We start from the raw sequence: 14,134 nt of genomic DNA on the forward strand, positions 1-14,134 counted from the left end.
AAATAGGGAGGACGTTTTCGGTGAACAACCGAAGGCGTTCTTTTTATTGTTGTTTTTTTGATTTGGATTGTTAATCATAAATAGGAAAAATATGATATAATAAGGTGGTTGATTAGGGGGTGTTCGTGTGTCGAGAACCAGACTTGTGTTCTCAGGGGCTTTATTGCTATTTGCTATCATCTTTACATTTAACCATCACCTTGGTTTTTCTGTTGGAGATACCATGCTGTCAGCAATAGGTATATCACCGTATACTACGTCTTATTTAAGTGGTGTACATATCACACTTTTCCTGGGGATGGGAATCTTTGCTTGCGGCTTCTACCTTACACGCAAAGAAATCGGGAAATCGTTCCCCGGTCTTGCAAAAGGGTTATGGATCGTAGTTATCGCTATCGTTCTCAGTTATTCGTACATGACGGATAAATTCATGTATGTAGCCAAGTGGGGAGCTTCAGGCATTAATGCGGTATCCTATGTACAGAATGCAAGCTCTTGTACCTTTAACGTGCTGAAAACGGGTGAGACCCGAGCAACATGTGACCTGACACTCAAAAATTACGGCAGAGATTCCGTATCCGCCGTGTTATTGCCTGATCTCGCACGTAGTTATAAGTTTAAGGACGATCCACTATTGGAAGCCTTGCAGTCTGTCCAATTAAGGCCCGTACATGTTGAGATTGAACGCCATGGAACGTTTACAGGCAAGTTGGAGTTTTACGGGAAAGCGGAATCCCCTCTGTTCGTCAATGGGAAACTTATGGATATTGTACTGGATGTAGGCGTGGATGGAGCGAATACGGTATTTGATTATGATATTCCATAGTTGATATTTTCATAGAAAAAAAGAATAATTACATAAACAGAAGTGGAATAAGGTCTGAGTTGAATAGAACGATTTAAGATATATAATGAAATTAGATAGAGAGCTGGCTAATCGCCGGCTCTTTTTGTGCGTGGAAGTTGCATTTAGTGCAGAAATATTGGTTTTGTCTCCTTCCCCCTTGAATTGGTAACGCTTACGCTAGATAATGAATCGGTTTGTCTAAAAAAATAGTTTGTCTTTAGCGCTTACATCATTACAATTAATGTCACGACAAATTAAGACAAGGTGAGATGAAAAGATGTCATATCGGACAAACCTGTTTTCCAAAATGGTCATTCTTATTCTGATTATGCTGATTCCTGTAGTACTTCTGTACTGGTACTCCAATCACAAAACAACAGCTGTTCTCAGAGATGAGTTGAATCGATCGAATAGTAACCAGCTTGAATTTTTCCAAAATCAAGTGAACACACACATTGAACTGTTATCCTCATGGCCGAATCTGCTCATACATGATCCTGATATTGCCAGCTTTAAGAGAATCTATGCGGACAGTAACTACTTTGATCTGGATGCGATCAACCTGGTCAAACGTATTCAGAATAAGCTAAGTATTCAGGAAAGCTCATCCAATTGGGCCACAAAGTTATATCTGTACTCTCCTTCGCTGGGAAGGGTGGTTTCCGAAAGGGACGCACGTTCTTACGATAAACAAGCGCTAAGGCAGAATATCAGTTCCGGCTGGGATGTACGCAAAATTCAGGATGGGGAAGATGATCGGTTCATGTTTAGCTGGATTACGGTATCTCCGTACGGCATTAAAGACCCGGCTAATAATGCGGAAACGATTATTAAACTGGAATTTGATAGTGATAACATTCGGGATATGCTCGACAAATTCAAGGACGATGGCAGGCATGATCCCTTCTATTTCCGAGAAGAGTCGGGGGTTATCTATAACCGGACTTCAGATCGTTCATTAACGAATCAGTTGATGGAAGAACTGTCCGTCCATAAACTTCAGGACGTTGATAATCGTACAGTAGTGATCGGGAACGAGCCTTACATGGTCAATACCGTGAAATCCAGTACAACAGGCTGGTATTTGGTGGACTACATGCCCCTGTCAGATATTCTGAAGCCCATTCATCAATCCAATATGCTGTTTTATTCTTCCATGATTTGTTTGTTGTTAATGAGTTTTGGTGTGGCGTATTTGTTCTATGTACAGGTGCAGGTACCAGTAAAACAACTCATTCGCGGATTCCAGCGGTTGAAGCAGGAAGATTATTCCGTGAGGATTAAGCCAAAGGGCCGCAATGAATTCAGTTTCCTGTCTGAACGGTTCAACTTGATGGTGGAGCAGATCCAGCAGTTATTTGAACACGTTTATCTGGAACAGATTCATGTGCGTGAAGCCCGGTTGAAGCAGCTACAATCGCAGATTAACCCGCACTTTTTCTATAATTGTTTCTCCTTCATTACAAGTATGGCGAAGCTGAAGCGTATGGACGCGGTTGTAGCGATGTCGCATAACCTATCACGATATTATCGGTATACGACAAGACAGGAGCGGGACGTGGTACCGTTGACGGAAGAGATTGAATTTGTCAGCTGTTATCTGGAGATCCAACGGATGCGTATGGATCGGATTCATTACAAGATTGATCTGTCTGATGAGATGTTAAGACAGGAGGTACCGCCACTTATCGTGCAACCACTAGTGGAGAATGCGGTGATTCATGGTATCGAAGCGGACGCGGAAGCCGGAGAAATAAGAGTATCCGGGGAAAAACAGGGCGGTGTCATGGTTCTTGTGGTTGAAGATGATGGGCAAGGCATGACACAGGAGGCGCGTGAGACGCTTCTGAATAAGCTTAGGGGAACGATGGATCAGGAGATGGGCTGTGGCCTGTGGAATGTGAATCAGAGACTCCAGCTTCGATATGGGGAGCAGGCAGGGCTTGATATAACGGAATCGGAACTTGGTGGATTACGCGTTACGCTGTCGTGGCCTGCCGAGCAGCAGTTTCTTCTGGAGAATGAAGGATAAGCACTTGGAACGTGTAGCGCATGATGAACGATGGAATCCATTTGCAGAATGAACGAAATAGGGAGTGAATCACTTGATTGATATATTACTGGTAGATGATGAGACATACGTAACAGAAAGTCTGGAACTTACAATCCCCTGGGGAGAGCTTGGAGTAACCACTGTGCTTCGTGCCGCTTCGGGTAAAGAAGCGCTGGAAATTATGGAGGAAAATGCAGTGGATATCGTGGTGACCGATATTCGCATGCCTGGCATGTCCGGACTGGATCTGATTGCAGAGGTAAGCAAACGTTGGTCCCACATTCGCTGTATCTTGCTGACGGGTCACAGTGATTTTACTTATGCGAAGAAAGCGATTCAATTGCAGGCAGCGGATTATATCCTGAAACCTGTAAACGATGATGAATTTATGAGTTCCGTGTCGGCAGCCATCACATCTCTTCGCGATGAGTGGGATGAATTCGATAAATATCACCGGCTCTTATACAGTCGGAAGTCTGATTATAAAATTTTACGGGAAAATCTTATGCATGATCTGCTGTTGGGGCGTGAGATCACGGCGCGGGCACTTCGGGAACAACTGCAACAATATGAGATTCATATTGAGCCGGAACAATCGGCTGTGATGATGCTGATTCGCCTTACAGGACGCTTCTCATCAATGGACCAGCAGTCTTTGGATCTGATGGATTTTGCGGTAGGTAATATTGCAGAGGAAGTACTTGGAGAGCAATTTAACGTGTGGTTTGGCCGCGGACCCCATGAGTGTCTGGTAATGTTTTTGCAGAATCAAGAACAGATCGAAGCTCCGCAGATGAACTTGGAGACGTTGAGAATCTCAGCTGAAACTTTCCGTGAACATGTTATTCGATATTTGCAGGGAGACCTGTCCATGGTAGTTACACCGTCATTTCCCTTTAATGAATTGACAGTAGCTTATCGAAAAAGTTTGGGTTCGCTTGTCCTTTCAGGACCAGAAGAACACAAGATTATATATATGGACATGGATCAGGCACTCGGCAAAAGACCGGAGAATGATGCAACGCAGGCGCTCGAAGAGCTGTACAAACCACCTGTACTTCCACAATTGCTTGAGACCAAGCAATGGGAAGCGGCGGCGCGTAAGCTGAACACGGTTTTTGACGAGGCAGAACAGGTGCGATTGTCCAGAGAACACGTGTATGAGATGTATCTGTCGGTAACCAATGCATTTATGTATATCGCCCATAAACAGGGGCATCTGGTGCATGAGATTGATCATGCGGGATTTGATCTGCTCCTTGCGCATCAGTTGATTCAATCCCCCGAGAAGCTGCGGCGCTGGGCAACCGAGATGCTGGCGAAGCTTCAGGAAGAGTTGTCCGATCAGGAAGGTGTGCAGAGTCGCAGACATGTGATCAAGCAGGTTCAGGAGCTGGTGACAAGAGATACAGGACAGGATCTGTCGGTGAAGATGATTGCGGACAAGGTATATCTACACCCCGTATATCTATCAAAAATTTACAAGGCAGAGACAGGGGAAGGTCTTGGGGACTACATGATTCGTATGCGCATGGAACGTGCTCTGTATCTGCTTAAGAATAGCAACAAAAAAATATACGAGATTACAAGTGAGCTTGGCTATCAAAATCCGCAATATTTCAGCAAAATGTTCAAAAAACATTATGGTATGACACCAAATGAATTTCGGGATCAGGCATAATTACAACAACATTCCAGAATATAGGTTGGCAAAGGTGCAGAAATCTTGATTTCGTATCATAGGCTCAAAGGCCTGGTCAGCCTATAATGAAAGGGTAACCAAAACGATTTAAGGGGGAACAACATGAGAGCGCAATCAACGAAAAAGAGATTCTTGTCGCTTCTCGCTACAACGCTGTGTCTGACTGTCGTTCTTGCAGGATGTTCAGGCGGCAGTGGAGGCGGAGATAATGCAGCTTCAAACACAACAGGAACTGAAAACGAATACAAAGAGAAATACGATCCGCCAGTTACGATTACAACAGCCTGGGGAATTGATCCAGAGCTGAAATTCAAAAATGGCGAATCCATGGAAAATAACGTGGCAACCAAGTGGGCCAAAGATCAATTCGGTATTGAAATCAAATCGTTGTGGTCAGTAACAGACACAAATGGAGCATTTGCAACCAAGCTTCGTCTTGCCATGTCATCAGGACAGGAAATGCCTGATATTGTAAACGTGGGTGATAATCTGCTTGCTCAGGATCTGATTGATTCTGGGATGTATCAAGAAGTAGGTCCACTGTTCGATAAGTATGCTTCGGACACATGGAAAAAAGCAATTGAACAAGATCCAAACGTATGGAACCAATATAGCCGTGATGGCAAAAGAATGGGTATCCCTGTTTTGGACTACGCATACAACAATGATTACTTGCTCTGGATTCGCCAGGACTGGCTGGACAAGTTGAATCTGAAAGCACCAAAAACAATCGATGAGCTGGAAACCGTTATGGAAGCATTCAAAAACAATAACCCTGACGGATTGGCTCCTGATAAAGTCACTCCGCTCAGCATTGGATTCAAAACTTCCATGAATACATGGATGGGAGACCCATCTTGGATCTTCGGAGCATATGGAACATTGCCGTTCCAATGGAATCTGGGGGAAGATGGCAAGCTGGAGTATGGCTCCATCAATCCGGGTATGAAGCAAGGTCTGACCAAATTGAGCGAATGGCTCAAAAAAGGATATATCCCGCAGGAAGCAGCTCTATGGGATGAGAACAAAACAGCAGAACCAGCAGTTGCAGGAACTGCCGGCATTATTCCAGGACCTTACTGGATGAGTGGATGGCCACTTCTGGATACAGTGAAAAATGTACCGAGTGCCGTATGGAAACCGATTGAAATTCCGTCTGGTCCTGAAGGCAAAGCGATGCGTCACGGAACTCAGTTCGTTAATGGTGTTACGTTGATCAAAAAAGATATGGCACACCCAGAAGCATTCTTTACGTACCAGAACTACCTGTTTGACAATTATGCAGACCCAGCACCAGGTAGCCCTTATGATAACGGTCTGTTTGCAGGTTATGACTATCAATTGGATGCAAATGGAAAACAAATGCCGATTGACGAAATCGAAGGCGGATACGTGAACGTTGTACGTTATTTGCTTGTTCGTGACGGTGCTCGTATTCCAGATGCACAGATGAAAGCTCTGATGAACTTGGCCAATGGTAAAGAGCCTGAAACCAAGCTTGAAAAAGATGTTGCTGTCAACTACGGTAAAGAGACTCCAGCAGCAGCGAAAGTGTTGCTAAGCCAAGAAGAAATTTCCTTCAAGAACATGTTCACAGGTCCGACAACAAAGACGATGAAATCCAAGTTGGACTATCTGAACAAAATCGAGAATCAGGCATTTAACGAAATTATCTATGGCAAAAATCCGGTTGATGCGTTTGATACCTTTGTACAAACGTGGAAATCGGGTGGCGGTGACCAAATCACGCAAGAGGTTAACGAATGGTATGACAGTGTGAAAAAGTAGTTTTAAGCAGCGCTCAGACGACTAACGTCTGAGCGCTTTTTTTTGTTTATTCAAGCTAAGGCAAAGTGGTTGAATTTGTGCCATTTATATTGCTTTTATGTGCTGTTTGGACCCCGTAAAAGGTTGATATAATCGCATTATAAGCCACTCAGGGAGTACTTGAGTAGGAAGAAATACAGGGGGAGCAATCATGAGAACTTTGAAACGCACTTGGCCATTCCACGTTATGCTGTTGCCAGCCATTATCTTTCTGATTATCTTCAGTTATGTGCCTATGGGCGGGATCATTATGGCATTCCAGAACTACAAGCCATGGCTTGGGATTAGCGGTTCTGAATGGGTTGGGCTGGACAACTTTAGATATTTGTTTGAACGTGAAGACAGCTTACAGGTCATCTGGAACACATTGATTATTGCTGTACTTAAACTGATTTTTAATTTATTTGTGCCATTTGTTTTTGCCATTCTTTTGAATGAGGTTCGCAAGATGGCTATACAGCGAACGATTCAGACACTTGTCTATTTACCTCACTTCTTGTCCTGGGTCATTCTGGGCGGGATTTTGATAGATCTGTTGTCAACAGGCGGCTTGGTTAACCGGGTTCTGGGAACCTTCGGACTCGGGCCATATTTCTTCCTTGGAGACAACAGTTGGTTCCGATCTACGGTCATTCTGACAGATGTGTGGAAAGAATTTGGCTATAACATGATTGTCTTTCTGGCTGCCCTTGCCGGAATTAATCCAGCATTGTACGAAGCAGCGGAAATTGACGGAGCAGGACGCTGGAAACAGACACTGCACATTACAATCCCTTCGCTTGTGCCGATGCTGATGGTTGTAGGAACACTGGCGCTTGGTAACGTACTGAATGCCGGATTTGACCAGATATTCAACTTGTATAACCCGCTTGTATATCAAACGGGAGACATCATTGATACATTCGTATATCGTTCCGCAATGCAAAATGGTGAGATGGGCTTTGCAACCGCGATCGGATTATTCAAATCGGTCATTAGTATGATCTTGATTCTTGTATCGTACAGCTTAGCCAAAAAATACGCTGGATATCGCATATTCTAAACGAATGAACAGAGAAAGAAGGGACCACGATGTATCATAAATCATTGCCTTATCGCGTGTTTAATATAGTCAATACCTGCTTTCTGATTTTGGTCGCCATTATGTGTATCGTACCGATGATTCATGTACTGGCAGTATCCTTTAGTACAAAGGCTGCTGCCGACGCCAATCTGGTCAATCTCTGGCCCGTAGGTTTTTCACTTGAGGCATACAAAAAAACGATGAACAATCCAATTTTCTTGAATTCGCTCTGGATTTCACTTCTACGTACAGTGATTGGTACAGCCATTACGTTGCTGATTACTTTCCTGGCGGCGTACCCGTTGTCCAAAGAGAATAGTGAGTTCAAAGGCAGAACGATCTACTCCTGGATTTTTGTGTTCAGTATGATTTTCAACGGGGGACTGGTGCCATTCTACATGGTTATCCAGAAGATCGGGTTGATGGATTCCTTCTGGGTACTGGTACTCCCTGGGGCAGTTAACACATTCCTTGTCATTCTGATGCTGAACTTCTTCCGCGGTATTCCAAAAGAGCTGGAGGAAGCGGCACTGATGGATGGAGCTAACCATTTCAGAACATTGTTCAGTATCTTCCTTCCCATCTCGATGCCGTCCATTGCAACAATTGCATTGTTCAGTATGGTGTTCCACTGGAATTCCTGGTTTGATGGATTGCTCTACATGAATAACGCCAAGGATTACCCACTTGCTACATTTATGCAAACGGTAATTATTGGACGTGATATGAGTAGCATGAGCATGAATCCAAAAGAAATGGAAGCTCTCTCTCAAACGACAGTAAGGGCTGCTCAGATCTTCATCGGAAGTGCACCGATCTTGATTGTGTATCCGTTCCTGCAACGTTTCTTTGTCAAAGGTATGACGTTGGGCTCAGTTAAAGGCTGAGCCTGTACCCCAAATTAATGGAGGTTGATACAGTGAGCAACTTGACGGAAAAGACATTCATTCTGGGAATGGATGTGTCTTTTATGGATGAAATCGAACAGCATGGCGGGAGTTATAGTGATGTGGATGGCAAGGAACAAGACTTGCTGTCCATCCTGAAGATTAATGACGCTAACGCGATACGACTTCGAATCTGGAATGATCCTGTTGGTGGATTCTGCAATCTGGAGCGGACGGTGGAGGTAGCCAAACGGATCAAGGAACAGGGCTTGAAATTTTTGCTTGATTTCCATTATTCTGATCGCTGGGCTGACCCAGCCAATCAATGGAAGCCGAAAGCATGGGAGAATCTGACCTATGAAGAGCTTCAACGTGCGGTATGCATGTATACGGCTGACGTTCTGAGAACGTTGAAGGAACACGATGCGCTTCCAGACATGGTGCAGGTGGGCAACGAGATTACACCAGGCATGTTATGGAATGAGGGACGTGTCGGTGGAGAAGAGCATGATACGGATGAACAATGGGAGCGTTTTGCAGGCCTTGTGAAGTACGGAATTGCTGCGGTCAAATCCGTTGACGCGGATATTCAGATTATGATACATATTGACCGTGGTGGAGATAACGCCGAGAGCCGCAAGTTTTACGATCGCTTTGAAGCACTGGGTGTGGAGTTTGATATCATTGGTCTCTCGTATTATCCTTGGTGGCATGGCACACTTGATGCGTTACGTGATAATCTTCATGATCTGGCTGAGCGTTATGGCAAACCGATCAATGTAGTTGAAACCGCTTATCCATGGACGCTTGAGCAGCCGGAAGGCATTGAATGGATTTTGAATCAGGAAGATATGTTGTTACCAGGATACCCTGCAAGTGTAGAGGGACAGACCAAATATCTGAAGGATCTATTGCAGATTATCCGCGAAGTTCCTGGTGGTTTGGGGCATGGATTCTATTATTGGGAACCTGCCTGGATACCAAGTAAAGAAGAATGGTCCGTCGGTCATCCGAATAACTGGGGCAACCTCACCATGTTTGATTTTAAAGGTCGCAAGTTGGAATCGTTTACAGCACTTGCTGCTGTTGAAGAATCAGATGTCGTGACATACGTGTAATCTAGCGTAATACGTATCGTTCTGTAAAGTCGTTGTTATCGTATATAAACTAAAAAACAGTAATTAATTAATGCAAGGGAGTTGTCCTTATGACATACAAATTTCCACCTGTAAGTTCCAAAGCCCCGCACATGTTGCATGGTGCAGACTATAACCCGGAGCAATGGCTCCGCTATCCTGAAGTTCTGGAAGAAGATATTCGCTTGATGAAGCTTGCCAAGTGTAACGTGATGTCCATCGGTATCTTCTCATGGGTATCCCTTGAGCCGGAAGAGGGCGTATACACGTTTGAATGGCTGGATCAGGTGTTGGATCGTTTTGCAGCAAACGGCATCTATGCATTCCTCGCTACACCAAGTGGTGCCAGACCTGCCTGGATGTCCGCGAAGTACCCGGAAGTGCTCCGCGTATCCGAGAAGCGTGTCCGCAATCTGCATGGTTTCCGTCACAACCATTGTTATACTTCCCCGGTATACCGTGAGAAGGTTACTGCGATCAACACAAAACTGGCAGAACGTTATTCGGATCATCCGGCTGTAATCGGCTGGCATATCTCGAACGAGTTCGGCGGAGACTGTCATTGTGATTATTGTCAGGAAGCGTTCCGTGGTTGGGTTCAGAAGAAGTATAAAACACTCGATGAATTGAATCATTCGTGGTGGACGACATTCTGGAGCCATACGGTTACAGACTGGAGTCAAGTGGAATCTCCGGCTCCACACGGTGAGACACAGGTACACGCGATGAATCTGGACTGGCGCCGTTTCGTTACGGATCAGACAGCTGATTTTATCGTGCATGAAACAAAACCGTTGAAAGCTAAGAATCCCGATCTGCCAGTCACAACAAACCTGATGGAATTCTATGGCGGTCTGAACTATTGGAAGTTCGCTGATATTCTGGATTTCCTCTCTTGGGACAGTTATCCGACTTGGCATGATGCAGATGACGACGCGAAACAGGCATCCCGGATCGCCATGATGCATGATATCGTTCGTTCTATCAAAGGCGGTCAGCCGTTCTTGCTGATGGAGAGTACTCCAAGTTCGACGAATTGGCAAGATGTCAGCAAGCTGAAAAAACCGGGCATGCATCTGCTCTCTTCTCTTCAGGCTGTGGCACACGGTTCCGATAGTGTTCAGTACTTCCAGTGGAGAAAAAGCCGGGGGTCCAGTGAGAAACTTCATGGTGCGGTGGTAGACCACGTAGGAACGGAACACACTCGAGTGTTCCAAGATGTCACCGACGTAGGAACGGCTCTTGAAGGCATGGAAGCTATTGTAGGAACAGCGGTTCCGGCAGAAGTTGCAATCATTTTTGATTGGGAAAACCGCTGGGCCGTTAATGATTCCCAGGGTCCGCGTAATATCGGTGTGAAGTATGAGCAGACCGTGGAAGAGCATTACGAAGCGTTTTGGAAAAAGGGAGTCGCTGTAGACGTTATTGATATGGATGCAGATCTGTCCAAGTATAAGTTGCTGATTGCGCCAATGCTCTATCTGGTACGTGAAGGTGTTGGGGAACGTATTGAGAAGTTTGTAGAACAAGGTGGTACGTTTGTAGCAACTTACTGGTCTGGTATTGTTAACGAAAACGATCTGTGTTTCCTGGGTGGATTCCCAGGCCCGCTGCGTAAGACACTTGGCATCTGGTCCGAGGAAATTGACGGATTGCATGATCGTGATCTGAACGGAATCATTCCGGAGAAGGGCAATGAGCTTCAGCTCAATACAGCGTATGATGCAATTGAACTGTGTGATCTGATTCATCTGGAAGGCGCGAAGTCCCTAGCTACGTACCGTTCTGACTTCTATGCCGGACGCCCTGCATTGACGGTTAACCAGTTGGGTTCAGGGAAAGCATATTATGTAGCGACACGTCTGAAAGCACCATTCTATGATGATTTCTATGCGAAACTAATCGCTGACCTGAACATTGAGCGTGGACTTGAAACCGAGTTGCCTGCCGGAACAACGGCACATACGCGTACAGATGGTACAGCAGATTATGTGTTTGTACAGAACTACACGCCAGATGAGAAGCTGGTTGAACTAGATGGACAGTCCTATACCGATCTGCTCAGTGGTGATGCTGTGGAAGCAAGTCTCAGCTTGAAGCCATATGACATTTGTGTTCTGCGCAGACCGGCTGCCCGGAAATAATGTAGATTCTATATGTTACTAAATAAATGAAGTTAGTAATTAGAAGAGAGTGCCCTGAACGCCTGCATTGGTGTTCAGGGCATCTTTTTTATTTTATGCATTTGGGCTGTTGAACCACTTTTTCTGGACAAGATAAAGGATAAACGTGTCCGCGCAGCGAAGACAAACACGTAACATGTAACTCAAGACTTTCAGTCTGGGAGGAATGGAAATGAATCAAAGAAATTTGGATGGTAACAGCATTATTATTCGACTGGAAATGACAACTAAGGATATCAAGTTTGGCGAAGTGGCTTCGGCCATCTCGGAAGCTGGGGGAGACATCATTGCCATCGACGTGATTTCCACCAATCAGGATGTAAGCGTGCGCGACTTGACGGTCGCAGTTACGGATGCACAAGATAACAGTAAAATTATAGAAGGGGTGCGCCAGCTTAAAGGTGTGTCCATTATTAACGTATCGGATCGGACGTTCCTGCTTCATCTGGGCGGTAAGATCGAAGTAACACCAAAGACCCCGATTCAAAACCGGGAAGATCTGTCACGTGTGTACACTCCGGATGTGGCACGTGTATGTTCAGCCATTTCAGAAGAACCCGGCAAAGCCTTCTCATTGACAATTAAACGGAATACAGTGGCCGTCATATCTGATGGCAGTGCAGTACTTGGACTTGGTAACATTGGGCCTCGTGCAGCGATGCCTGTCATGGAAGGTAAAGCGATGTTATTCAAACAATTTGCAGGTGTGGATGCTTTCCCAATCTGCCTGGACACACAGGATACCGAGGAAATCATACGTACTGTGAAAGCGATATCACCTGGTTTTGGCGGCATTAATCTGGAGGATATCTCGTCACCGCGTTGTTTTGAAATTGAACGTCGTCTGAATGAGGAATTGGACATTCCTGTATTTCATGATGACCAGCATGGCACAGCCGTTGTGTTATATGCCGGTCTGATCAATGCGCTCAAACTGGTGGGCAAGTCCATTGAAGATGTGAAGATTGTGGTCTGTGGTATCGGTGCAGCAGGTGTAGCATGCAGTAACATATTATTGTCTGCGGGAGCCAGCCGGCTTATAGGTGTCGATCGTGAGGGTGCAATTGTGCGGACACAAACCTATGAGAATGAAGTCTGGAGTGATTATGCAGCGCGTACTAATCCCGAACTGGAGACTGGCTCGCTGCGTGATGTTATTCGTGGAGCCGATGTGTTCATTGGCCTGTCCCGCGGGAATCTGTTAACTCGCGAAGATGTGCAGACCATGGCAGAAGATCCAATCGTGTTTGCAATGGCAAACCCGGTACCTGAGATTATGCCTGCATTGGTGGAAGACATTGTAGCGGTAATGGCAACAGGACGATCCGATTATCCGAATCAGATCAACAACGTGTTATGTTTCCCGGGCATCTTCCGGGCAGTTCTGGATTGCCGAGCCACCGAAATTAATGAAGAAATGAAGCTGGCAGCCGCTCAAGCGATTGCTTCGGCCATTACGGACGAAGAGCGTACACGTTATTACATTATTCCGAGTGTGTTCAATGATAAAGTGGTCAAATCGATGCGCAGTCGCGTGATTGAAGCAGCTATTAAGACGGGTGTAGCTCGGCGTATTCCGCGTGAACAGGCACGTGAAGGCGGGGAATCGTAAGATGTCAGAGAACCCTCTTCAACCTGGCGGGAATCAGCAAGAATTAGGGCACATGCATAACATAGATGGAATAACGGCAGGAGAGGCTATTCTGCGCGCCGCCCGATCCTTTGTTCAAGGGGACTCATCCAAGCATAGTGATGGTCATGACTGGCCGCACATTGAACGGGTAACCGCACTTTCAGTTGAACTCGCTCACCGCATGGGTGCAGATCCATTTGTCTGCGAACTGGCCGCATTATTACATGATGTACCGGATGAGAAGCTGAATGAGAGCTTGGAAGACGGGATGGCCAAACTGAATGACTGGCTGGATACCCAGCCTCTTGACCCGGATATACGTAACAAGGTTGTGGGTATTATTAGTACCATCTCATATGCGGGAGGACAGCGTCCTGCGGTCCGTTCGCTTGAAGCACAGGTTGTTCAGGATGCGGATCGACTGGATGCACTGGGTGCGATTGGGATCGCGCGAACCTTTGCCTTTTCAGGCGCCAGAGGGCGCGAGATGTACGATCCGTCCCTTCCCCCACGGGAGCAGATGACCCGTGAGGAATATCGCAATGGGCGCAGCACAACGATAAATCACTTTTACGAGAAGTTGTTCAAGCTCAAGGATCTGATGAATACCTCCTATGGCAAGGAGCTGGCGGAACAGCGTCATGATTATATGGTGCAGTTTGTGGACCAGTTCAAAAGGGAGTGGGAGGGCACGGACCGTTAGAAAGGCATAATAAGCATGAGCATTCCACAGAGGTATCATAAGTAACAGAGGCGAATCTTTGAAGTGGCGAAAATCCATTTTGAAGATTTGCTTCTTTTTG

Annotated in this window: 10 protein-coding genes; all 10 read left to right on the top strand. The window is 45.7% G+C overall.

Annotation, left to right across the window (positions count from 1 at the left end):
- The first annotated feature begins 127 nt into the window (after nt 1–127).
- The 10 genes from V6669_RS10750 to V6669_RS10795 all read left to right on the top strand — a co-directional run bounded on the left by V6669_RS10750 (nt 128) and on the right by V6669_RS10795 (nt 14,034).
- Nucleotides 128–826 (top strand): hypothetical protein, encoded by a 699-nt coding sequence (locus V6669_RS10750; protein WP_338593714.1) that lies wholly within the window; start codon nt 128–130, stop codon nt 824–826.
- Between the two features lie 298 nt (nt 827–1,124).
- Nucleotides 1,125–2,879 (top strand): sensor histidine kinase, encoded by a 1,755-nt coding sequence (locus tag V6669_RS10755; protein WP_338593716.1) that lies wholly within the window; start codon nt 1,125–1,127, stop codon nt 2,877–2,879.
- Nucleotides 2,880–2,952: 73 nt separating this feature from the next.
- The gene (locus V6669_RS10760; protein WP_338593717.1) at nt 2,953–4,581 is read left to right on the top strand and encodes a response regulator; all 1,629 of its coding nucleotides are present in this window, start codon (nt 2,953–2,955) and stop codon (nt 4,579–4,581) included.
- Nucleotides 4,582–4,704: 123 nt separating this feature from the next.
- Entirely contained in the window at nt 4,705–6,390 is a 1,686-nt protein-coding gene (locus tag V6669_RS10765) for a sugar ABC transporter (protein ID WP_338593718.1), read from the top strand.
- 190 nt (nt 6,391–6,580) lie between these two features.
- On the top strand, nt 6,581–7,471 hold the full coding sequence (locus tag V6669_RS10770; RefSeq protein ID WP_074094500.1) for an ABC transporter permease subunit: 891 nt from the start codon (nt 6,581–6,583) through the stop codon (nt 7,469–7,471).
- Nucleotides 7,472–7,500: 29 nt separating this feature from the next.
- On the top strand, nt 7,501–8,379 hold the full coding sequence (locus tag V6669_RS10775; protein WP_076326910.1) for a carbohydrate ABC transporter permease: 879 nt from the start codon (nt 7,501–7,503) through the stop codon (nt 8,377–8,379).
- Between the two features lie 32 nt (nt 8,380–8,411).
- Nucleotides 8,412–9,497, top strand: coding sequence for an arabinogalactan endo-1,4-beta-galactosidase (locus tag V6669_RS10780; protein WP_338593720.1), 1,086 nt, complete (start codon nt 8,412–8,414; stop codon nt 9,495–9,497).
- Between the two features lie 89 nt (nt 9,498–9,586).
- A complete protein-coding gene (locus V6669_RS10785; RefSeq protein ID WP_338593722.1) occupies nt 9,587–11,659 on the top strand; it encodes a beta-galactosidase in 2,073 nt (690 codons plus the stop codon).
- A 211-nt stretch (nt 11,660–11,870) separates the two neighbouring features.
- Nucleotides 11,871–13,310, top strand: a complete 1,440-nt coding sequence (locus V6669_RS10790; protein WP_124113995.1) for an NAD-dependent malic enzyme — start codon at nt 11,871–11,873, stop codon at nt 13,308–13,310.
- A 1-nt stretch (nt 13,311) separates the two neighbouring features.
- Entirely contained in the window at nt 13,312–14,034 is a 723-nt protein-coding gene (locus V6669_RS10795) for an HD domain-containing protein (protein ID WP_338593724.1), read from the top strand.
- Nucleotides 14,035–14,134: the final 100 nt, after the last annotated feature.

The sequence above is a fragment of the Paenibacillus sp. Y5S-9 genome, from assembly GCF_036894235.1.
GTDB lineage: Bacteria > Bacillota > Bacilli > Paenibacillales > Paenibacillaceae > Paenibacillus.

Bases quoted from the DNA above. Each gene is read 5' to 3' on its own strand.
- V6669_RS10775 (WP_076326910.1), top strand. From the start codon at position 7,501: ATGTATCATAAATCATTGCCTTATCGCGTGTTTAATATAGTCAATACC.
- V6669_RS10765 (WP_338593718.1), top strand. From the start codon at position 4,705: ATGAGAGCGCAATCAACGAAAAAGAGATTCTTGTCGCTTCTCGCTACA.
- V6669_RS10790 (WP_124113995.1), top strand. From the start codon at position 11,871: ATGAATCAAAGAAATTTGGATGGTAACAGCATTATTATTCGACTGGAA.
- V6669_RS10795 (WP_338593724.1), top strand. From the start codon at position 13,312: ATGTCAGAGAACCCTCTTCAACCTGGCGGGAATCAGCAAGAATTAGGG.
- V6669_RS10785 (WP_338593722.1), top strand. From the start codon at position 9,587: ATGACATACAAATTTCCACCTGTAAGTTCCAAAGCCCCGCACATGTTG.
- V6669_RS10770 (WP_074094500.1), top strand. From the start codon at position 6,581: ATGAGAACTTTGAAACGCACTTGGCCATTCCACGTTATGCTGTTGCCA.
- V6669_RS10755 (WP_338593716.1), top strand. From the start codon at position 1,125: ATGTCATATCGGACAAACCTGTTTTCCAAAATGGTCATTCTTATTCTG.